Genomic DNA, 23,038 nt, shown 5'->3' with positions numbered 1-23,038 from the left:
TCATGGAACTTTATATGTCACTTGCCATCGGAATCATATTTGCGGTAGGGATCTATCAGATTTTATCCAAAAGCTTACTGCGGATCATTCTCGGCACTTCCCTGTTAACCCATGGTGTCCATCTGCTCCTGCTCACGATGTCGAGGTTGAAGACCGGGGCTGCTCCGCTGCTAGGAGAAGAGGCTTCGTCCTACGTTGATCCGGTTCCACAGGCGTTGATCTTGACATCCATCGTTATCAGCTTTGGCGTTACATCGTTCTTTTTCGTTCTGGCGTATAAAGCCTATCAACGTTTGGGTACGGACAACATGGAGGAGTTAAGGGGGAAGTACGATGAATAACGTAATTGTTCTCCCGCTTCTCATTCCGCTGGTTACTGCTGTTATTCTTGTATTCTGCTCCAAATACGTCCGCGCTCAGCGCTGGATCAGTGCGTTTAGTCTCATCGCAAACCTGCTCGTTGCGCTATTTATTGTCAATCAAGTTGACCATCAAGGCATTCAGACGCTTCATATGGGAGGATGGCTGCCGCCGTATGGGATTGTGTTCGTTGCGGATATGCTCGCGGCACTGCTTGTGCTCACGACGCTAATCGTAGCAACAGGCTGCCTGTTCTATGCTTTCCGGAGCATTGGAGAGGAGAGAGAGAAGCACTACTTCTATCCGTTTTTTCAATTTTTGCTGGCTGGTGTTCTGGGTTCGTTCTTGACAGGAGATCTGTTTAACCTGTTCGTCTGCTTTGAGGTTATGCTCATCTCGTCCTATGCACTGATCGTGCTGGGTGGCACCAAGCGACAGCTTAGAGAAACCTTGAAGTACATGCTAATTAATATTATTTCGTCCACCTTGTTTGTCGCCGCGGTAGCTTACTTATATGGCACGGTTGGAACATTGAATATGGCGCATCTGTCCCTGCGCGTGGCCGAGGTCGATCAGAATGGAGTATTATCGGTTATCGGACTCTTGTTCCTGATCGTATTTGCCTTGAAGGCTGGGCTGTTCCTGTTCTTCTGGCTGCCCGGCTCTTACAGTGCCCCACCGGCAGCGGTTACGGCTTTGTTCGGAGCGCTGCTTACGAAGGTTGGATTGTATGCGATTATCCGCACCTTTACGTTGATCTTCTATCATGACACCGGCGGAATCCACGCTGTCATTGGATGGATGGCTGCGGCAACCATGATTCTCGGAAGTTTGGGTGCAGTAGCGTACAAGGACCTTGGTCGAATTCTGAATTATAACATCATCATCAGCGTCGGTTTCATCGCATTTGGAGTAGCCGTAGCAAACGCGGACTCTTTGAACGGGGCTGTGTTCTATCTGATGCATGACATGATCTCCAAGGCGCTGCTCTTTATATTGGGCGGGATCATCATTGCCACTGCTGGCGCGAACAAGCTGAGTGAGATGGGAGGCCTAATGAAGCGCCATCCTTTGATCGGATGGATGTTCTTCATCGTTACACTGGCTCTGGTCGGCATTCCGCCTCTTAGCGGTTTCCTTGGTAAAGTATTCATTGTACGCGGCGGAGTGAGCGAGGGCCATTACTGGCTAACGGGGCTTGCACTGGCTTCAAGCCTTGCGGTGCTGTACTCTCTAATTAAAGTGTTTATGGGAGCATTCTGGGGAGAATCACCAGCACATACAGAATCACAGACCGTTATCATCCCGCGGACGGCATATGTCGCAGCGATCGGGTTAACGGTGATAGTTTTCGTCCTGGGGGTCGGTTCCGAATGGGTTTATTCCTATACATCTCAGGCTGGTGCCGTATTATCTGATCCATCACTATATATTCAAGCTGTATTAAAGGAGTAGTGGTATGGGCCAACAAATCCTGTTAAATATCATGATTGCCGTTGTCTGGATGTTCCTGAACAGTGACTGGTCGCCTCAGCAGTTTATTGTCGGGTATCTGATTGGAATTCTGTTGATCTATTTGTTAAGACGGTTCTGGCCGAATGACTTCTATTTGCGCAAGCTGTGGTCTATACTGCTGCTTCTGCTGTTATTTCTGAGTGAGCTGCTTAAATCCAGCATCACGGTCATCCGTCAGATTCTAAGACCCAAGCTCAATGTTCAACCCGGCATCTTCGCGTACAATACCGAGTTGAAATCCGACTGGGAAATTACAGTGTTGTCGTGCCTTATCTGCTTGACACCAGGTACGCTGACACTGGAGGTTTCGCATGATGGTCAAACTTTATACATTCATGCGATGGATATCGAAGACGTGGATGAGCTGTCGAATCAGATACGCAACACCTTCGAGAAGGCGATCAAGGAGGTGACCCGCACATGATTCAGAGCATGCTGATTGCCTCATTAGTGATCCTGTCGCTTGCGATTCTCGGCTGTCTGTACCGACTCATCAAAGGGCCTTCCATGAATGACAGAATCATGTCGCTGGATACGATCGGTATTATTCTGCTATCCATGATTGCTGTCTTGTGTATGCTGTTTAGGACTACGGTTTATTTCGATATTATTCTGCTGATCGGAATTCTAACGTTCATCGGTACTACAGCGCTCGCGAGATATATTGAGAGGGGTGATGTCATTGAACGTACAGACGATGAGTCAGATCGGTGAGTTCCTGATTGCACTGATGGTGCTGCTTGGGGCTTTACTTGGTGCTCTTAGCGCATTTGGCCTGATTCGTCTGCCGGATGTGTACATGAGATCGCACGCAGCTACGAAAAGTGCTACGCTGGGGGTACTCCTGATTCTTGCAGGCGCATTTCTATATTTCACCTTCTATCTGGAACATGTCAGTGCAAAGCTGCTGTTAGGGATTATCTTCGTATTTATTACAGGTCCGGTCGCGGGTCACTTGAACGGGCGGGCGGCCTATCGATCAGGCGTGTCCATGTGGGAGAAAAGTGTTCACGATGACTTGAAGCCTGCACTCAAGCGCGAACGGGAGCGGATGCGCGAGTCCTCAAACGCTGATGGTTCCAAGAAGGGATGACCTGTAATGTATTTGTAGAAGAATTCTGATACATCAACTAAACATAACAAAACCCGCTTGTCCTGCTTATCGGATGAGCGGGTTTTGTTATGCTGCAGCTTAACGCTTCTTCTTCTTATTGCTTATCACAACAATGTCAGTGTGTTCCTCGTGGTGATAGCGGTTCTCCATCTTCTTGCCGGCCAACCACAGCAGCCAGAGTACAAAGGCTGCGATGAGGATCCGCCAAGGCTGGTGAATAAAAGCTTGCCAGTCATGTCCGATGAAAGCAACCATAAAGATCATAACGGACTTACCTGCCATAACGGCAATCGTGAAGGTTGTTGCCGAGACCGTGCTGATACCTGATGCGATATTGATCAGCGAGGAAGGTGTAAAGGGAAAGCAGTACAGGATAAAGATCGGCGTGAAGCCCTTTTCTTCAATCCAGTGGAAGAAACGCTGTGATCCTGGCATTTTCTTTTGAATATACATGCCCAGGTTGCCTCCCAGCTTGCGAACAATCCAAAACACCGAAATGGATCCCAGGCAAACCCCGATCCAGGACAGGAAGAATCCCCACCATAATCCATAGGCTGCGGAATTTCCCATCACCAGCACGATGAGGGGCAGGATGGGAAGAAACGCCTCAATAAATGGAAGCAGTATGCCCGGGATGGGCCCAAGCTGTGAATACTGCTCTAGCCAGCCCTGTACTTGATCCATATTAATTTCTTTCAAATGGGTCCATAAGTTCTGTAGCCATTCCAACATGATGAGTAAATCCTTTCCTGCATTTGGTGAAATTATGTATATTTCTGGTCGATTGCGGATGAAGTATATTATAGCATAAATGGATTCGATATCATAAACGGCAAGCTAGTAATGGAAATGACAGTTGATATGAAGGTGAAGAGCTTCCTAAGTTGACATGCTGTTCCTTTTTTTAATACAATTGTTCTTCGACAGGCATTATTTGCATGAAACATGATAAAAAAGGAGAATGGCATGGTCAAAAATCACAAGAAATTGACAATCGGCGAAATTGTTAAGCGACTCATCTTTATTACAGTGGGTGCTATCATGATGGCCGTGGCGCTTGAAATATTCCTGGTGCCTAATGAAATTATCGACGGTGGCATCACGGGTATTTCCATTGTTCTATCGGCAATTACACCCATTAATCTGGGAATATTCCTGTTCCTGATTAACTTGCCGTTTCTGTTCATCGGTTATAAACAGATCGGTAAGACTTTTGCTTTCTCTACCTTATATGGGATTATCGTATTATCCGTTGCGACATCCTTTCTGCATCATTTCGAACCGTTTACGAACGAGAAGATTCTGGCAGTTTTGTTCGGCGGACTGGTATTAGGTCTTGGTGTGGGTTTGGTTATCCGTTATGGGGGAGCACTGGACGGGACGGAGATCGTAGCGATTTTATTGTCCAAAAAGCTGCGGATTCCGGTCGGACAGATCATTATGTTTATCAACATATTTATTTTTATCACGGCAGGATTTGTATTCGGTGCGGATTCGGCCATGTATTCGATCTTCTCTTATTACATAGCGGCAAAAGTAATGGATATTGTGGTAGAGGGCTTGGACGAATCCAAATCCGTTACGATTATATCCAATGAATATGAAGAGATCTCCAGCGCCATCATGCAGCGTCTGGGCAGAAGCACGACAATGATCTATGCCAAGGGCGGGTATTCGCAAGAGGAGACACAGATGATTTATTGCGTCGTTACGAGGCTTGAGATTGCGAAGCTAAAAACCGTTGTGCAGGAGATTGACAAGAGTGCATTTATTTCGATTCAGAATGTTGCCGATGTGCTCGGCGGAAGCATGGCGAAGTCCGACATACACTAGAAATTTAGGATGATCATGAGTTAGTGGCGGTTTTTTGCAGCTATGTCTGCAGAAGACCGCTGTTTTTTATGCGTGGGAGAGGTACGGATTGCCTGGGGAGAGTATCGATAGTTCTATTAAAGAGATGGGAAACAAGATGGCATCCAGGCAATCCGACAACTACTTCCGTACTTCAAAAAATTCACATTCATCCCGCTTATGGTAACCTAATGAGCTAACACTGGATTGGGTAATGATGGTCTCGTCCGTAAATCGGATAACCAGACTTCCCGAATCAACCAGATGGTTATCCTTGAAGATGCGTATGCGGATCTGCTGCTCCATTACTTCTTGAAAGTCCGTATCGGTCAATAATGGTCTGACAATAGGCATGGTTCTTCCTGCTCCTTTCCTAAGGGTGAGGATAGCTTGGCTTGGTAATCGATCTATGCTAAAGGAGGATGGGTATGGCATTTGCGGCAGACGGGGAAGTAGGTATCATTCCCGCCGATTAGAATCTGCTCACCGTCATACACGGGTTTGCCGTCGATGACGCGAAGATTCATGATGGCTTTTCGCTCGCAGAACCAGCAGATCGTCTTCATTTCTTCGATTTTATCGGCATAAGTCAGCATCCAGCGACTGCCTTCGAACAGCTCGTTGCGGAAATCGTTCTTCAAGCCGAAGCCCATTACAGGCACATCAAGTTCGTCTACAATACGGACCAGCTGAAGAATGCTATGCTTGGACAGAAATTGGCATTCATCCACCAGTACACAGTAGGGTTTAGGTTTATGCTCTTTTACGATCCCGTAGATATCGGTTGTTTCCGACACCGGTATCGCTTCGCGGCGCAGTCCGATTCGAGAAGAAATGTAGCCGACAGCATCCCGGTCATCGATAGCGGACGTAAAGAGAAGGACCGGTTTGTTCTGCTCCTCATAGTTATGAGCAACTTTCAAAATTTCAATGGATTTACCACTGTTCATAGAACCATACTTAAAAAACAATTGAGCCATGATTTCGTTCCCTTCTTATTAGGTGGTGCCATACAGCATCAATGAATAGCATATTCATATTCTATCGCGTTTGGTCATGACATACAGAGTATATTGTCGCATTTTTGGGAGTTATTTGTCCATGGGGCTCACGAGGATAAGTAGGTTCTGAATGGTGGATAGATTGGAGAAAAAAGGGTTGACAGCCTTACACGACAGTTGTAATATAGCCTCATACCATTTTAATACCGAGTTAATCGACCAGTAAACTGGAGATATAACGCCAAGATTTAAGTACATCTCATTCGAGGTACTTAGACATGCGTAATATCTCTTTTTTTATGCCTTTTAACCAAGTAAACATGTAGGAATAATAAATTTATGGACTGGAGGGTGTATGGATATGTCAGCGGACACGTTAATCATTGAACAGGTAAACCGAGTCTTTCAAACCCCGGCTGGAAAAGTTACTGCACTCAAAGGAATCGATTTGCGGGTTCGAAAGGGAGAATTCATCACCTTGATTGGTCCGAGTGGCTGCGGCAAGAGCACCTTGCTAAAAATTGTTGCCGGGCTGGATACATCATACGAGGGCAGCGTCTTACTGAACGACAAACCTATATCGGGCCCCAGCATTGAGAAAGGATTTATTTTTCAAGAGCCGCGCTTGTTCCCATGGCTGACGGTGGAGAAAAATATTGCAGGCAATCTGTCGCTCAAGCACAAAGACGTTCGCAAGAAGGTGGAGGAATTTATTGCACTTGTCCGGCTAGAAGGCTTCGAGAAGGCATATCCACGGGAGTTGTCGGGTGGAATGGCTCAGAGAGTAGCAATCGCCCGTGCTCTGCTGCGGAATCCTGACGTGCTGCTGCTGGATGAGCCATTTGGCGCCCTGGACGCGTTCACGCGCTCCCACATGCAGGAGGTGCTTCTGGATATTTGGCAAAATAACCGTACAACGATGCTCTTTGTTACCCACGATCTGGATGAGGCTGTATTCCTTGGCGAGCGTGTCGTCATTATGAATCCCAGACCTGGTCACATCCGTTCCATCCAACCCATCGATCTGCCATTTCCCCGCAAACGGACCAGTTCATCCTTTCAGGAACTGCGGACCAAGGTTCTGCGCGAGTTTGAGAAAGTGGAAGAACCGGAGTTCGATACAGGTGCGGGTATTTAAATTCGAAATACAAGATCCATAATCGGCCATCCGGCCAGATGAAAGATAGATAACCAGGGGGGAGTTTCATTATGAGATTTATTCATACCAAAATAACCATCATCCTGTTTCTAGTCATAGCCATTCTGGCAGCAGGATGCGGCAACGCTGGCCAGTCCAATATTAAAGCCGCAGAGAAAGGGCCGGATGGTAAATATCAAGATGTAACGGTCAGACTTGGAGTTCAAGGAAGCGGCGGATTGTTCGGTAAGGCGCGTGAAGAGAAGTGGTTCGAAGAGGAATTTGGCAAGCTGGGAGTCAAAGTCGAGTGGGCGGAATTCCAGAGCGGTCCCCCGATGACCGAAGCGATGGCCTCCAATCGGCTGGATTTCGCAGGGCTTGGCAATATGCCGATTATTGCCGCACAAGCTGCGGATATTAAGTTTAAGGTTATATCACAGAGCCTGCACGGACAGAAGAATGTAGCTATCATCGTACCGCCGGACAGTACAGCACAAACGCTGAGTGATCTGAAGGGGAAAAAGGTTGCAGTAACCAAGGGAAGCAATGCTTTCAACTTTCTCTACCGGGGCTTAGTGGATCAGGGGATCAAGGTGTCTGATATTGAGATCATCCAGCTTCAGCCTGATGAAGCTCAGCCAGCCTTTGATTCAGGGAGCATTGATGCCTGGGCAATCTGGGACCCTTATATTACACTGAACACCCTTCCAGGCAAAGGCAAAGTGCTGGTAGATGGCGAGCAGCTCGGCGTTCTGTCCCCATCGTTCCAGATTGTACGCAAGGAATTCGCGGAACAATATCCAGATCTGGTTACGCTGTATCTAAAAGTGTTGAACCGTACGCTGGCATGGGAGAAGGACAACGAAGCGGAAGCCCTTAAGCGTTATGCCGATGAACGCGGCATTCCCCAAGAAGTGATCCAAGCGACTTTTAATCGATCCAGGTCCATTAACATCCCGGTATCGGATGAAATTATTGCCGAACAGCAGAAAACAGCCGATTTCCAATTCGAGCAGAAAACGATCCGCAAAAAGATTAAGGTTCAAGAGGTATTTGACAATCAATATATTGAGGCAGCATCCAAATAAAACATCAAACAACAAATTTAAAAGGAGGGGAGCTGGAATGCTTCAAGAAAGGATCAGCGATGGGGCGGTGATTGTACCGGCCAAACCTGCCCAGCCTCTAAAGAAGCAACTTGATCGCAAGCGGCTGTTGAAGCTGACAAATGTACTCATCGGCTGGCTTATTCCGCTCCTGTTCGTATTGACGTGGCAGATTGCCGGCGTATTTGGTTTGCTCAATCCGATCCTGCTTCCGACTCCGCTGGAGATTTGGAACGAATTCGTTCTGTTGGTGAGCACTGGCGAATTGATCAGCCATTTGGGGGTATCGTCCTGGCGTGCCTTGCTTGGATTCCTGCTTGGCGGCAGTCTGGGTTTGGCTGCGGGTATATGGGTGGGATTCTCCTACAAAGCAGAACGGCTCGTCGATCCCTCGCTGCAAATGCTGCGAACCCTTCCCCATCTGGCGATTGCGCCGTTGTTTATTTTGTGGTTCGGTTTTGGGGAAACGTCGAAAATACTTTTAATCGCAAAAGGCTCATTTTTCCCGCTCTATGTAAACACATTCCTCGGCATCCGGTCCGTGGACAACAGGTTGTTTGATGTTGCCCATGTTCTGCAATTCAGCCGCTGGGACCTGATCTGCAGGCTGATCATTCCAGCTTCTCTGCCCAATATATTTCTCGGAATTCGCCTGTCGATTGGGGTTGCATGGCTTGGTCTGGTCGTAGCAGAGCTGATGGGAGCAAGCTCCGGGATTGGCTATCTAATCAACGATGCCCGCTCTTTCTCTTGGACGACGGTTGTATTTGTCGGAATTATCGTATTCGCACTTCTCGGCAAATTCTCGGATTCAATTGTGAAATGGTTTGAGCACAGGCTGCTGAGCTGGCAGGACAGCTATAAGGGGGCTGACAAACATTGAAGAATCAACAAGCAGCCATTCGTGGAACCGCAGAGCAGGGGTGGCTGAGCTTCATCCCTTGGTCACTGCATGCCTGGCTTGTACCAGTGGCTATTGCAGCGCTATGGCAAATGGCTGGTGGATTGGGGTGGATCTCACAGACCCTGCTGCCCACTCCGCTTATGATTGCCAAGCAATTCGTAAATTTGGGAGCTAGCGGTGAGTTGTGGGGGCATTTTCAGGTCAGCATCCTGCGGGCGCTCTCAGGCTTTATCTTAGGTGGTTTGACGGGTCTTGCTCTAGGGTTGTTTACCGGACTTGGCAGCATGGCAGAGCGCACCCTGGATCCGTCGATCCAGATGCTTCGCACCGTGCCGCTTTTGTCGTTGATCCCGCTGTTTATTTTGTGGTTTGGCATCGGGGAGTTCTCGAAGATATTGATGATTTCTCTCGGTGCGTTCTTTCCAGTCTATGTGAACACATTTCTTGGCATTCGAAGCGTGGATGCGAAGCTGTATGAAGTTTCGAGGATCTTCCAATATTCCAAGCTGCAGCTGCTGACCCGGTTGATCCTCCCTTCCGCTTTGCCGAATATACTGCTTGGCATCCGTTTGTCACTCGGCGTTTCCTGGCTTGTTCTGGTCGTTGCGGAGATGATGGGGACCAGCGCTGGCGTCGGCTATATGATTCAAGATGCCAGAGCCTATTCGCAGACCGATATCGTTTTTGTAGGCATTATCATTTTTGCAATGATAGGCAAGTTGTCCGATTCCAGTGTGCGTCTGCTTGAAACCAGGTTATTGAACTGGAGAGAGACTTATAAGGGCTAACCGGAGGGAACTCAGAGCTTAGTCAATGGGATGAGAAGGAGTGTTATAGCCATGGTAACGAAGAATCGCAGAGATCAACAGATGCACTTGGGTGCTTTCATTTATTATACCGGTCATCATCATGCAGGATGGCGCCATCCTGATTCCGACGTGGAGGGGATGTTTGGCATCGAATTGTACCAGCAGCTTGCCGCTACCGCGGAGCGGGGAAAGTTCGACATGATGTTTTTGGCCGACTTGCTGTATGTGACTCATGTCGAGAATTCCGCTTCCGGCATGCTGGACCCCTTAACGCTGCTATCAGCACTTTCAACTGTTACGGACAAACTGGGTCTGACCGCAACAGTCTCCACCACATACAATGAGCCGTATAATGTGGCGCGGAAATTCGCTTCCCTCGACTTCATCAGCGGGGGGAGAGCCGGCTGGAATATCGTGACGTCCCAATTGGATCTTGAAGCTCATAATTACGGGAAGCCGAAGCATCCCGAGCATGGCCTTCGCTATGAAATGGCACGTGAGTTTGTTGAAGTGGTAACCCGTTTGTGGGACAGCTGGGAAGATGATGCATTGGTGCTCGATCGGGAATCGGGCAGATATGCGGATGGGTCCAAGGTGCGCCCGGTAGATTATACCGGGAAATGGTATTCCACTAAAGGTCCTCTGAATGTCCCCAGGCCTCCACAAGGCTATCCCGTGCTCATTCAGGCTGGCTCTTCCGGACCAGGACAGGACTTTGCAGCACAGTATGGCGAAGTCATCTTCACAGCACAGCAGTCCAAGAAGGCAGCGCAGGATTTCTACGCAAGTGTTCACTCAAAGCTGCCAAGCTATGGCAGGGAGAGCAGCAGTCTAAAAATTATGCCGGGGCTCTCGCCTGTCATTGGAGCTACAGAGGAGGAGGCATGGCGCAAGTTCCACGAGCTGCAGGAGTTAATCCCTCCAGCCTCGGCCATTACCGTTCTGTCCGGATTTTTGAATTACGATCTGACCGGTTATCCGCTGGATCAGCCGCTGCCAAGAAACATACCGGATCCTGTTGCGGCTTCCAACGGCATGAAGAGCAGGGTTCAGTTATACATGGATATGGCGTATCAGGACAATCTGTCCATTCTGGAGTTAGGCAGAAAGATCTTGTCCTCACGGGGCCATATGCAGTTTGTGGGTACAGCTTCGCAATTAGCTGATTTGATGCAGGAGTGGTTTGAAGATTATGCTTGCGATGGGTTTAACATTATGCCGCCTGTATTGCCGGGTGATCTGGACGATTTCGTGAATTTGGTGATCCCTGTACTGCAGGAGCGAGGATTGTTCCGTACCGAGTACAGCGGCACAACGCTGAGAGAGCATCTGGGTCTGGCGCGTCCCGAAGTGGGACATTTTCGCCAGGAAGCTCCTCAGGCGGCCGAAATAATCTAAAATAGTATGGCAGGCTAAAGAACGTTTCAATGTGACTGAGATTAAAGGTCATCTTGAAACGTTCTTTTTGTTCACTCCTGATTAATAAAAGGTATAATATTTTTCGATGAAAATGTCAGAAATGATAAACTTCTCGAGTCATATAAGTAGTCAACGACGCGAAAGAGGGTTTGAACAATTGGAGCAGACAGTCAAGAAGTTTCAGTGGGATGAGATGGAAGATCGTGATTTGGTGAAATATGCGCAGGGAGGGGAGCGCGAGGCTTTCGGTGAGCTCGTACGGCGTCATCGGTCGAAGGTATATGGTTATGCCAGAACGATCACGCGTGAGTCCTATCTGGCAGAGGACATTGTGCAGGAAGCGCTTATGCGGGCATTTATGCACTTGGGCAAGCTGGTCGATGTTCAACGGTTCCTGCCTTGGGTCCATCGAATCGTTCGGAATCATGCATACACCCGGCTTAAAGGGAACTCAGCCAGAAGAGAACAGACCTTTACCGAGCTTGAAGGCATCGCCAGGCTTGATGATCCGGGAGCAGACTTGGGCAAATGGAACAACCTGGACAGCATTCTCGGCAGACTCAACCATTCTGCATGTGAAGCTGTGGCAGATATCAACGCACCGGAGGAACGAATTGTTCAACAGGAAACGCTGCGCGTATTAACGGATATCATAAAGTGCCTGAATCCCCGTGAACGGCTTGTTTTCGAATCCCATTTTTTCGATCAGCTGTCTCCACAAGAAATTGCGGAACTGTTTCAACTCTCCTCGGCCAATGTGTATCAGATTATATCTAGATCACGCAAGAAGGTGGTCCAGGAGAAAATTCGCGTCACCGTTGACTCCTATATTAAGACGAGAAGGGATTTGGGAATTATGAAAAAGAAGATACTTCCTTATGAAGAGTCACGGAGAGAAAGCAGAACATGGACTTCCGCTGCGGATGCCACTTACAAGATGCTGCAGTTTACAGATCGGAGCTTGTCGCTGTCGATGGTGATGGGGCTTACAGGGCACGCTTTCCGCATCAATATTATACCAAACGATGTTCATATTGCCGGACCGACCGCTTTCTATTTCGGCGAGGTATTATCACGCGGGCTTCATAATCTCGGATTCACCTGCAAATATGTAGATGGTATGTCAGACGGCATCGGTCCCAATGCCAATCTTCTGGATTCAACCGCCTTGGATAAGGGAGCCATGAACAAACGCAGCATTCATCAGGAGCTGCCAAGGGCACTCGATCTAATTCACGCTTCACTTGACCGGGGATATCCGGTGCTGGCCTGGGATATTTTCTTCCCGGAGTTTGGATTACTGTATGGCTACGACGATGAAACCAGAACCCTTTATGGAGAGGTATGCGGACGAGTGGATACGCTGGCGTACGAAAATCTCGGCAGAAGCGTCATGGAAGATTTGTTTGTCTTGGCCATTGAGAGCCCCATGGATGTAACACTCGGGCAGCAGGTGCAGCGTGCGCTGGAAACGGCCATTGAGCATTATGAAGGAAGAGAGGGCGCCGTGCCGAATGCAGTGAAGGGGGTAGCCGCTTATGATGCCTGGATTGAAGCGCTGCAGGGAAATGGAATTGAACCGAATGGCCATGCCTATAACATTGAAGTATTACGAGATGCAAGGTATTACGGTGCTGAATTCTTCAAGGAACTGACGTCTGTTTGGCCGAGTGAGATTGGGGAATGGCCGGATCTTGCGCCGAAATTTGAACAAACGCGTGTGTTATATACAGAAATGTGCAAAAGGTTCAGTGTTCTGCATCAGATGTTTCCTTTCCCGGAGGGCGGTGACCCCAAATCGAAAGCTCAGGCAACAAAGGCGATATCCCTGATACAAGAAATAAAGGAGCTTGAGATCGATGTTGTTGCCAAGCTGAAAGAAATGTATGCAGCGCTGTCCAAATAATGCAGGTCAACAATTAGGAACTCCCGTAGAGGATGCTATCTACAATTTAGTATTTACAATGTAGAGATTTTATCTTAAGATTGATCATAATTCGATATCAAACTGAGGCAGCCCCACTTTTTACTGTTTTCTGGATTCCAAAACAGTGAAAAATGGGGCTTTTGTTGTGTTAGGAGGAGTTCAGTTGTTTCATTTGTTGAAAAATTCGCTGTTTGTTTTTTTGGGTGCCTGCTGTTTTGGCATTCTATCGACCGTAGTCAAGCTTGCGTATCAGAATGGCTTTGTATTTCAAGAGGTCATGATCAGTCAATTTACCTCAGGGTGGTTAATCCTGCTCGTTCTTATGCTTCTGTTTGGCAGGCAAAAAGTTACAGGTAAACAATTCTTGCGCCTTACCGGGGTTGGATTGTGTACCTGTCTGACAGGCGTCACCTATTATCTCGCCTTGCAGAGCATACCGGCATCGATTGCCGTCGTTCTTCTATTTCAATTCACCTGGATTGGTGTCGTGATTGAAGCGATCGTGAACCGGCAGTGGCCGGATAAACCGACGATCATCTCGGTTGTCATCCTATTCTTTGGGACGTTGATGGCAGGAGGTATTATGGGTGCGGGTGAGATCCAACTGAACTGGGTAGGGACTTTACTGGGACTGGCTGCAGCGCTGATGATGGCTCTGTTCGTTTTCTTCAGCGGCCGGGTTGAGACTCAGATGTCACCGATAACACGGAGCTTCTATACCTCGACAGGTGGTCTTATCCTGTTGACGATTCTGCTCACGCCAAAAGTGTACACAGAGGTCTCTATATTCGACAATGGATTATGGATGTATGGTCTTATCTTAGGATTATTCGGCGTTGTACTGCCTGTGCTGCTGTTTGCTCTCGGTGCTCCCAAAATCAGCACGGGGCTGGCAACCATCCTCGGAGCAGGGGAACTACCCGTCGCGGTTATCGCTTCCGTGATGGTGCTGAGTGAGCAGGTAACCGTACTGCAATGGATAGGCGTCGTTGTCATCCTGCTGGGCATCGCCTATCCGCAAATGGCTGCGCAGAGGTAGGCGGGGGTACCGGCGGCACAGAGATAGGCTATAAGGTGAATCACTTGGCTCTGTGCCAGCATATGATGAAGACGCTGCTGCTTTGTGATTGTGGCGTGTTTTTTCACGTTATCGTACTAAAGTTGCAGGCATGCCTCGTTATCATCTAAACTTTATAGAGATAGTGTTTAAAGAATCACACAATTGAAAGGAAGTATTCCATGAATTCTATGCAGATCGAGCAGCTCAAAATCATTCGGAATGAAATTACCCGATTTATGATGAAATACAAATTCGCTCTAGACGAGATTGAAACCAAAATCGAAATATTAAAAGAGGAGTTTCAAGCTCTTCATGATTATACGCCGATCGAACATACGAAATCCCGTCTGAAATCGCCCGAAAGCATTATGAAGAAGCTGATTCGCAAAGGAGGAGACATATCACTCTCTTCCATTGAGCATAACATTAAGGACATTGCGGGACTTCGAATTACTTGTTCTTTTATTACCGACATCTACAAAATCAGTGATATGCTGCAGAAGCAAAGCGATCTAACGGTTCTCGATGTTAAGGATTATATTAAGAATCCGAAACCAAACGGATACCAGAGTTTGCATCTGTTAGTTCAAGTTCCTGTTTTTTTCTCAGATCGGGTGGAGAAGGTATGCGTAGAAGTACAAATTCGGACCATTGCCATGGATTTTTGGGCGAGTTTGGAGCATAAGATTTTTTACAAATATAATAAATCGGTACCAGAGGCTCTGCTGGGAGAGCTTAAGAAAGCGGCGGACACAGCGAATGCGCTGGATCGTCAGATGGAGCAGCTGCATCATGAGGTACAAGCCATTAAGGATTCCGACAGTAATGATTCCTTACTGGAAGAACTGAAGAGCATTCAAATCAATAACCGCAAATACGAGCTGCCGGCAGGTCTGCTTGAAGTATTGACTGAAGATCAATAAGCGTCTGCGATGACTTGAAGAAAATTTATGTGTTCTTTGTTTCATCACGGCGACACCGGGTATATATATCCTAAGTGGGAAGTGGAAACACATCAACACCAGACGGAAACAAGACGTATTGTCGGACTGACCGAAAGGATTTGATACCCATGGACAACATGATGAGGAATAAGGAAGGCCTAGCCTGATTTATTCCCAAAGTACAACTTAAGCAATGTAATGATTGCATTAGAATGGATTTAACCGCTTCCCACCTAAGAAAAAACTCTGCGAGTTATCTCGTGGAGTTTTTTTGTTGCTTCATAACGGGTGGATATGAAATTCGTGGTCTCAATCCTGTGCAGCTGTCACAATTTTGAGGGATTGGCGTTCTATGATTTCAAAGTGACTATGATATAATTAACAATTGGAGAGAATGGTAATAGTAGTTGAGCGAAACGTGATGAACCTACATAATCGAGGTGTATATGAAGTGACAACTATCGTAGTTATAGGCGGAGGAATCACTGGACTTTCGACCCTGCACTATCTGCAAAATGAGCTAAAGGATCAGCAGCAGGATATAGAATTGGTATTAATCGAAGCAAACGAAACGCTTGGAGGCAAAATTCGGACCGTTCGCGACGGTGAATTTATAATGGAGACCGGTGCGGATTCGATCGTATCCCGAAAAACGAATGTGGCTCCTCTTCTGGAGGAGCTTAATTTGTCGGATCAGGTTGTATATAATGCTACGGGTACCTCGTTCATCTATACGAATGAGGGCTTGAAGAAAATTCCCGATGAAAGTGTGTTTGGCATCCCGCTAAGCCTGCAATCTCTGGCCGAGAGCGAACTGGTGTCGGCAGAGGGGAAGGTTGAGGCACTCAAGGACTATTACACACCGAATGAGTCCTTTACCAAGCATGATTCTCTCGGAGAATTCCTGGAAGCATTTCTAGGTGAAGAAATTGTACAGAAGCAGATTGCTCCCGTTATTTCAGGCGTCTACTCCGGAGCCCTGCATGATCTAATGATTGCTTCCACATTCCCTTATTTGCTCGAATACAAGGATACGTACGGCAGTATTATGGGAGGCCTGGCAGCGAATAAGGAGAAGTATCTGGGCTCGGGAAACAAGAAGTTTATCTCTTTCAAACAAGGCGTCTCGGAACTAATTGACGCATTGGAACACTCGGCGGTTCAAAGAGGTGCGAAGATTTACAAGGGCACCGCTGCCAAGAAGCTGGAGAGAAAAACTCATGGTTATCGACTGGACCTGTCTAATGGGGAAGTGCTTGAAGCGGATTATGTAGTAATAAGCACGCTTGGATCTGCTGCAAAAGAACTGTTGCAGGATCCCCGGCTAAACGAGGATTTTGATCAGCTGTATACCAAATCACTTATCAGCGTGTATCTTGCTTATGATATTTCGGATGATAAGCTTACCTATAATGGAACGGGGTTTATTGCGTCCCAGGATAGCGGGGTGAAGTGCGATGCCTGCACGTGGACAAGCCGCAAGTGGGAGCACACATCGGAGAATCGGCGTTTATTAATGCGGTTGTTCTACAAGAGCTCCAGTCCGCATTATGAGGAATTGATCCAATTAACTGATGAGGAATTGAAACGGGTCGGAATGGACGATATCAGACTTAGTCTAGGCATTTCAGCAGAGCCTGTTTCATGTGAAGTTACCAAATGGCATGATAATATGCCGAATTATCATTTGAAGCACAGACAAGTTGTAGAATCATTGGAACGCAAAATGGAGGACTTATATCCTAATGTAATTTTAGCGGGCTGCTCTTATTATGGTGTTGGGATCCCGGATTGCATAGCGAACGGGGAGAAGACGGCCAGTCTTATTGTTAAACAGATTAATCGAGCCTAGGAAATATACCAGAGACGGATTTATCAGAAAATTATGAGGACAGAAGTGTTTCGTAAATAGAAGAACCGGGTATATATAGAATAAGTGGGAAGTGGTATTGTCAATCGACGGACGGAAGAACTTGATGTCATTCCGAAAGGCAGTTGATTCACCATGAACACTCGTAAAAGGAGAAGAAGAGCGAGGTTTCTTCGATTCTTTTCTGGTAAAGCACCCTAGCAATTGGAAAATCGCTGCATAATGAATGTTAAATCGCTTCCCACGCATAAGGATCCTGCGATATATTCGCAGGGTCTTTTTTTGTTTAATTTTAGCTTTCACACATCATCTGTAACAAGAATTGAGAATGGTGGTCACTCAGACACATAAGAGACAGGGATAGGCAGGAAGACTCTTTTACATATACATCTTTCAGAAAAGGTATATAGATCCTATGTTATATGAAGATGCTAATAGTATAGTGAAGAAGTTATATTATCCATTTAAACCTAAATAACTAGTTCGTAGATGGATAGCGGGACTTATGTATCATTTATCAGATTTTACATAAAGTGGTTTCAAAAACGGCTGGAATATGTAATTATGGATCTTGGGAGGTGAACAGCTGAATACATCCCTCTGGGGATAAACCTAAAATAAGATCGTGAGGGATAATGTAATGTAAGCGCTTTATTAAATAATAATTTGGAAATCCCATGGAGACCTGGAGAATTGGGAAACTGAATTGATTGTTCCACAACATCATTTCTAGGAGGTTATCCATGTTTAAGATTGTCCTTAATCGATGTTTATCCTGTTTCCTTATCCTCTGTATTATCTTGTCGGCCTCGTTTACCCTAGGAGCCGGACAAGCCTCAGCACAACCATCCAATGTAGTGAATAGTATGCCTGAACTCCTGATTACCGAGCTTGTGCCTGATTCTACGAATGTAGGCACCGCAGATGGTTATGAGTTTATCGAAGTCTATAACAATACGGACAAAGACATTGATTTCAGTAATTACAAGATTCGCTACCGTTACTTGGAGAGTGATACGCTATGGGCGCATGTGCCCGACCAAGTGACGATCCCCTCTCAAGGCACGCTGGTGTTCTGGATTATTAACAGTCAGAACAAGAATTCCACAGTTGCCGATTTTAATCAAAATTACGGAACCAACTTGCAAGAAGACACAGAGATCGTAAAGATCTTCTCAGGCGGCATGTCCAATTCACGCATGCGGGAGGTCGTCGTTGTGACGAACACCGGACGCCTGGTTGTATCTGCATTCTACAATGACGGGGAAGTACAGAACGCTGAAGACCAAGGAATCTTCTACAAGTACCCGGAAGATGGAAGTCTTAAAATGCAGACGATCTCGTTTAAAGAGCATTTTGCAACACCCGGCTCTCTAGTACATTCCGAGGTGCCCACCCAACCGGTAAAGATCAACGTTGATAAGGAACCGACCGTAACCAACCTGACAACTACTACAAATGTGGAGCCTGGAGATGATCTGGAGATCATCGCAGATGCGCACGATGAGCGTATGGTGACTTCACTTGCGTTAAACTATCGAGTCGATGGACAGAGCACTTACCAAGTTGTACAGCTACAGGAAGGGAAGGAAGGCTTCCGCCATACGATTTCTTATCTGGAGCTTCTAGGCAAGAAAAAGCTGGAGTACTTCTTCACAGCGTCCAACACCTTTAAAGAAGTAAATAGCCCCACATACGAAGTCGATCTTACAGGCAACGGTGCTCCAGCTAGCCTGAATGTTGACGATCAGCAAACAGTCAGCGGAACCACCTATATCCGTGGCGCTGCAGATGGAGCAGGTCCTGCAGATCTTGAGCTTCAAATCGATGGACAACCCGTTCAAGGAACACCTGTTATGGAACACAGTGCTTACTTTATGTTTGAAGGGGATGGCATTGACGACGGAATCAACACGGTTACCATCGGCAAGCACGTTCTGTTTCAGACCGATCCTAACATTGATGGGTATCAAACCATCGTGGCTCCGATTGAGCCAGAGTGGCTGACAAATGGTGTGAACGAAATTACTCTTCGGGCAGGCGATAACGACAAAACCTATTTTGAAGATGATAAGCCAACGGGGAACCTGGATGATTTTAATGTCCGGAATGTACGCCTGCTCTTAGGGGATGGGTCGGAGATAAGAGATCCGCTACATAGTGACCCCACTGTTATTTATGACCTCGGCGATGACGGACGTTTTCTGCCATATGTGACATTCAACTTCGAAATTCCTGCCAATCAATTAACAGCGTTATCCCATACATGGGATACCCAGGCGGTTTCGGACGGTGAGCACCGGATTGAGCTGAATGTAAAAGGTCAGCCTGAAGCCCATGCTACGGTCCGGGTAGACAACAATGGTCCGAGTATCACTGCATCCGTTGAAGAGGGAAAAAGCTACAAGGGAAGTTTCATGATTGATGTGTCTGTCGAAGACATGGTGTCCGGCGTAGACAAAGTAAAGGTTCTGCTTGATGGCCGCACGATCCAGATACCGTATGAAACATCATCATCTAAACTTGATCCAGGTGAGCATAAACTCGAAATCCGTGCAGAAGACAAGAGTGGCAATCAATCAGAACGCACGATTAAGTTTCAGACAGCACAGGAGCAGCCGAATGCCCCTGAATTGGTATCACCAGCAGATAAGGCGACCAGTGCCGGGCTGTCTCCTGAGCTGAGGGTTCAAGTCAGTGATCCTACGGATGACGAGCTTGAGGTTTCCTTCCATCAGGCTTATACGTATCATCCCTTAAGTGGCGATCGCGTGAAACTGTCCAAGAACGCCTCGGATGAAGAACCTCCTAAAGATCGGTTCCCTGCTGGTGAAACCTTGCTGACCGCAGAGGAATTGAAGACGATATCCGAATCTAATGATCAGTATGTGACTGTGGATTCAACGTCTCAGTTCCCTTATATCCGGTTTGAAGTAGAGCTGGAGCATTCTGTCCAGCCGGGCGACAGTATCGAGGTTGCATGGGAAGGTCATACGGTTCCGGGGCGAAAAGTAACGATGTATGCCTGGAACCACAATGAGAACAAGTGGAAGGAAATAACCAAGTCGGTAGCCCAATCCGAGGCGGATTTTACACTTCGGGGCGAATTGGCTGCAGGAGACTACGTACAGAACAACAAAGTTGATGTCATTGTACAAGATGAGATCGTCTCCCGTGAGGATTATGATTACACCTTTGTCTGGGTATCGGATACTCAATTTCTCACAGAACTGTATCCGCATATTCAACAGAAGCAATTCGACTGGATTGTTGATTCTATTGAGAAAATGAACATCAAATATTTATTCCATACCGGTGACCTTGTGAACGATCCTACTGCGCAGTATCAATGGAATCGGGCCAGTAATTACATGAAAATGCTGGAGGATGCCAATCTGCCAAATGGCGTGCTTGCCGGTAATCACGATGTGGGGAGCTATGATTGGGATTACACCACCTACAGTCAGTATTTCGGAGAAGACCGATATAAGAATCAGCCGTATTACGGTGGTTCCTACAAGGATAACCGAGGGCATTATGACCTGATCAATGTTGAAGGCAATGACTTCATCATGTTGTATATGGGATGGGGGATTGAGGACGAGGATATCGAGTGGATGAATGAAGTCCTTAAGCAGTATCCAAATCATATGGCTTTCCTCAATTTCCATGATTATATGCTCGCGAACGGTTCCCGCTCTGGTGTAGGAAACAGGTTATACAAAGAAGTAGTTGTGCCGAATCCAAATGTGGTTGCTGTCCTGAGCGGACACTATACAGGTGCGAGCTTGCTTAAAAATGAGCTGGATGATGACGGGGATGGCATAATAGATCGGACCGTATATCAAATGCTTGCAGACTATCAAGGACATGCCGAAGGCGGCAGCGGGTATTTGAGATTGCTCCATTTTAATCAAGACAGCAAGGAGATTTATGTAAATACGTATTCTCCTTACCTGGATAAGTATAATTATTATGAGAAACCGGGTGTGGATGAATTTACGATGAATCTGGATTTGGAACCTAAATTAAAACGCGTAGCAACCGATTCGATCCAAGTGAATCATCTGCGGGGCGAGTCCATCGGTGCATCGCAAACCGTAGCGAGCGGTGCTGAGGTTGCACAGACATGGACCGATCTACAATCGAACGGAACATATTCCTGGTTTGTGCTTGCCAAGGACAAATTCGGAGGCAACGTTCGATCAGATGTGTGGACATTCACTACAAATGAAGGGAATCTGGCTGCTCCCACGAATCTGAAGGTGCTTGATGTGACATCGTCGACGGTCCAATTGGGGTGGGACCCTGTAACAAGTCAGGACCAGCAGCCCATTACTTATAATGTGTATCAAGACGGTCAACGCGTAGCTACAGTTACGGATAGCGTGTATGAAGCAACAGAGCTCACGCCGGATACGCTGTATGAATTCCAAGTAAGCGCTTTGGATGCTCAAGGGACGGAATCCGATCGAAGTGATGTTTTAACAGTAATCACTGAATCTGTAGAAATCCCAGGTGCTCCAGTATGGGGATCTGGCGAACTTGATTTTACGGATATCATGGAAGACAGTGTAACCATGAGCTGGCCAGAGGCAACGGCGGATGATGGAGTGGAAGAATACCGCGTTTATCTGAAGGGTCTTACCGAACCGATCGTTAGCGTCACTAACGATGTATATTCCTATACCGCTTCCGGACTTAAGCCGGATACTCAATATCATTTTACGGTAAAAGCTTATAATGCCGCTGGAGAGAGTGCCGGGCTGCATGGCTCAGTCACAACAAAAGCGGCGGCAGTGGATAAGAGTGAATTGAATAGATGGATCGATTCAGCACAGCGAAGACTTGATGAAACAAGTGAAGGATCTTCTCCTGGGCAGTATCCTGCTGATGCTCGGTCCCGTCTCCGAGCTGCTATTGAAAGTGCACGTGCATTAACTGAACGAGAAGATGTAACTGCTATGGATGTAAAAGAGGCGATTAACGCCCTGCAAGCTGCGATCAGATCGTATGACGCTGCGGTTGTTCCATCGCCGGGGAATCCTACTTTACCAGAGAATCCTTCCCCGCCGATATCAAGACCAGATTCTCCACCAACAGGTCCTGTATTGTCTGGTGACTCCAGATTAAAGCAGCTTGAAGTCATGATCGGTGGCACAGCAGCTGTACTTACGCCTGCATTCAACGAAAACATAACCGATTATCGTCTGGATACCGAAACTGAATCCGTGCAGCTCCGTGTTGAAGCAGCTCATAACAAAGCAGCAGTGATTCTTGGAGAACAACCTCTGAAGAAGGATCAGGTTATCAAATTAATGGAAGGGGATAACCTGTTAAAACTTGTAGTTCGGGCAGAGAACGGTACTACCCGCACATATCAGTTGAACATTCATCGCAAGGCGAAAGCTGTAGAGGAACAACCAAAGCCGCTGCTGTTCACAGATACAGCTGGGCACTGGGCATCCTCAGCGATAGAACAAGCAGTTGAACTGGGGATTGTGGATGGTTATCCAGATCAGTCCTTTAAACCGGACCGTCAGGTAACTCGTGCTGAGTTTATGGTGATGATGGCCAACGCACTGAACGGTCAGGGGAATTCTGGGAAGTTGAGCTTCAAGGACAGCTCTCTTATCGGCTCCTGGGCACTTGAAGCGATCCAATGGGCAGTGTCCGAAGGCTTGGTGAAGGGTTATGAAGACGATTCATTCCGGCCGAATCAATCGGTCAATCGGGCAGAGATGGCAGCACTGATCACGCGTTTCCTAGGTCTTGTACCACAAGGAACCAAAACGGGATTCCAAGATCAACAGGATATTCCGGCTTGGGCAGAGAAGGAAATTGCGGCAGCGGCCGAGGCTGGTATCGTGAATGGCCGTTCGGGTAATCGCTTTGCTCCTCGGGAATCGGCGACCCGCGCGGAAGCGGTGATGATGATTCTTCGCATGTTGGAGAATGAGGAGCAGCAGAAACAGTAAATGAATTCAAATAAGAGGCTGATACTAGAGCGGATGCTTTAG

General features: G+C 47.1%; 19 protein-coding genes. 16 read left to right on the top strand and 3 right to left on the bottom strand.

The window, feature by feature from the left end; translation table 11 throughout:
- The first annotated feature begins 2 nt into the window (after positions 1-2).
- The 5 genes from ABEQ74_RS03445 to mnhG are packed head-to-tail and all read left to right on the top strand — an operon-like array spanning position 3 to position 2,968.
- Positions 3-341, top strand: coding sequence for a Na(+)/H(+) antiporter subunit C (locus ABEQ74_RS03445; RefSeq protein ID WP_053492893.1), 339 nt, complete (start codon positions 3-5; stop codon positions 339-341).
- A complete protein-coding gene (locus tag ABEQ74_RS03440) occupies positions 334-1,815 on the top strand; it encodes a Na+/H+ antiporter subunit D (protein ID WP_430119484.1) in 1,482 nt (493 codons plus the stop codon). The genes ABEQ74_RS03445 and ABEQ74_RS03440 overlap by 8 nt, the downstream gene beginning before the upstream one ends.
- A 4-nt stretch (positions 1,816-1,819) precedes the next feature.
- The gene (locus tag ABEQ74_RS03435; RefSeq protein WP_430119482.1) at positions 1,820-2,299 is read left to right on the top strand and encodes a Na+/H+ antiporter subunit E; all 480 of its coding nucleotides are present in this window, start codon (positions 1,820-1,822) and stop codon (positions 2,297-2,299) included.
- Positions 2,296-2,589, top strand: coding sequence for a Na(+)/H(+) antiporter subunit F1 (locus ABEQ74_RS03430; RefSeq protein ID WP_053492896.1), 294 nt, complete (start codon positions 2,296-2,298; stop codon positions 2,587-2,589). The genes ABEQ74_RS03435 and ABEQ74_RS03430 overlap by 4 nt, the downstream gene beginning before the upstream one ends.
- A complete protein-coding gene (gene mnhG / locus ABEQ74_RS03425; protein WP_430120894.1) occupies positions 2,573-2,968 on the top strand; it encodes a monovalent cation/H(+) antiporter subunit G in 396 nt (131 codons plus the stop codon). Before ABEQ74_RS03430 ends, mnhG begins: the two co-directional genes overlap by 17 nt.
- Positions 2,969-3,067: 99 nt before the next feature.
- Here mnhG and ABEQ74_RS03420 read toward each other — a convergent pair whose 3' ends face one another.
- On the bottom strand, positions 3,068-3,721 hold the full coding sequence (locus ABEQ74_RS03420; protein WP_430119480.1) for a TVP38/TMEM64 family protein: 654 nt from the start codon (positions 3,719-3,721) through the stop codon (positions 3,068-3,070).
- Between the two features lie 234 nt (positions 3,722-3,955).
- On the opposite strand from ABEQ74_RS03420, the gene ABEQ74_RS03415 reads away from it, so the two are divergent.
- Positions 3,956-4,822, top strand: a complete 867-nt coding sequence (locus tag ABEQ74_RS03415; protein ID WP_430119477.1) for a YitT family protein — start codon at positions 3,956-3,958, stop codon at positions 4,820-4,822.
- Positions 4,823-4,981: 159 nt separating this feature from the next.
- Here the strand turns inward: ABEQ74_RS03415 and ABEQ74_RS03410 are convergent, their stop codons facing one another.
- On the bottom strand, positions 4,982-5,194 hold the full coding sequence (locus tag ABEQ74_RS03410) for a hypothetical protein (protein WP_430119474.1): 213 nt from the start codon (positions 5,192-5,194) through the stop codon (positions 4,982-4,984).
- A 53-nt stretch (positions 5,195-5,247) separates the two neighbouring features.
- A complete protein-coding gene (locus tag ABEQ74_RS03405; protein ID WP_430119472.1) occupies positions 5,248-5,820 on the bottom strand; it encodes a thymidine kinase in 573 nt (190 codons plus the stop codon).
- Positions 5,821-6,202: 382 nt separating this feature from the next.
- Here ABEQ74_RS03405 and ABEQ74_RS03400 point away from each other — a divergent pair, with 382 nt between their 5' ends.
- The 10 genes from ABEQ74_RS03400 (at position 6,203) to ABEQ74_RS03355 (ending at position 22,996) form a co-directional block, all read left to right on the top strand.
- Complete coding sequence (locus ABEQ74_RS03400; RefSeq protein ID WP_430119469.1) at positions 6,203-6,979, top strand: ABC transporter ATP-binding protein; 777 nt, start codon at positions 6,203-6,205, stop codon at positions 6,977-6,979.
- 71 nt (positions 6,980-7,050) lie between these two features.
- Entirely contained in the window at positions 7,051-8,067 is a 1,017-nt protein-coding gene (locus ABEQ74_RS03395) for an aliphatic sulfonate ABC transporter substrate-binding protein (RefSeq protein WP_430119467.1), read from the top strand.
- Positions 8,068-8,104: 37 nt separating this feature from the next.
- Positions 8,105-8,968, top strand: coding sequence for an ABC transporter permease (locus ABEQ74_RS03390; protein ID WP_430119464.1), 864 nt, complete (start codon positions 8,105-8,107; stop codon positions 8,966-8,968).
- Between the two features lie 44 nt (positions 8,969-9,012).
- Positions 9,013-9,777, top strand: coding sequence for an ABC transporter permease subunit (locus ABEQ74_RS03385; RefSeq protein WP_430120892.1), 765 nt, complete (start codon positions 9,013-9,015; stop codon positions 9,775-9,777).
- A gap of 51 nt (positions 9,778-9,828) precedes the next feature.
- Entirely contained in the window at positions 9,829-11,196 is a 1,368-nt protein-coding gene (locus ABEQ74_RS03380; protein ID WP_430119461.1) for an LLM class flavin-dependent oxidoreductase, read from the top strand.
- Positions 11,197-11,374: 178 nt separating this feature from the next.
- The gene (locus ABEQ74_RS03375; RefSeq protein WP_430119458.1) at positions 11,375-13,123 is read left to right on the top strand and encodes an RNA polymerase sigma factor; all 1,749 of its coding nucleotides are present in this window, start codon (positions 11,375-11,377) and stop codon (positions 13,121-13,123) included.
- A gap of 184 nt (positions 13,124-13,307) precedes the next feature.
- Positions 13,308-14,183: an EamA family transporter gene (locus ABEQ74_RS03370; protein WP_430119456.1), complete on the top strand. Its 876-nt coding sequence runs from the start codon at positions 13,308-13,310 to the stop codon at positions 14,181-14,183.
- Between the two features lie 200 nt (positions 14,184-14,383).
- The gene (locus ABEQ74_RS03365; RefSeq protein WP_430119454.1) at positions 14,384-15,127 is read left to right on the top strand and encodes a GTP pyrophosphokinase; all 744 of its coding nucleotides are present in this window, start codon (positions 14,384-14,386) and stop codon (positions 15,125-15,127) included.
- 472 nt (positions 15,128-15,599) lie between these two features.
- Positions 15,600-17,000, top strand: a complete 1,401-nt coding sequence (locus ABEQ74_RS03360) for a protoporphyrinogen oxidase (RefSeq protein ID WP_430119452.1) — start codon at positions 15,600-15,602, stop codon at positions 16,998-17,000.
- Positions 17,001-17,761: 761 nt separating this feature from the next.
- Positions 17,762-22,996, top strand: coding sequence for an S-layer homology domain-containing protein (locus ABEQ74_RS03355; RefSeq protein WP_430119449.1), 5,235 nt, complete (start codon positions 17,762-17,764; stop codon positions 22,994-22,996).
- Positions 22,997-23,038: the final 42 nt, after the last annotated feature.

Source organism: Paenibacillus solani (assembly GCF_050475945.1).
Classification (GTDB): domain Bacteria; phylum Bacillota; class Bacilli; order Paenibacillales; family Paenibacillaceae; genus Paenibacillus_AQ; species Paenibacillus_AQ solani_A.
Note: the sequence above shows the minus strand (reverse complement) of the source record. Positions and strands in the feature narration are given on the sequence as shown.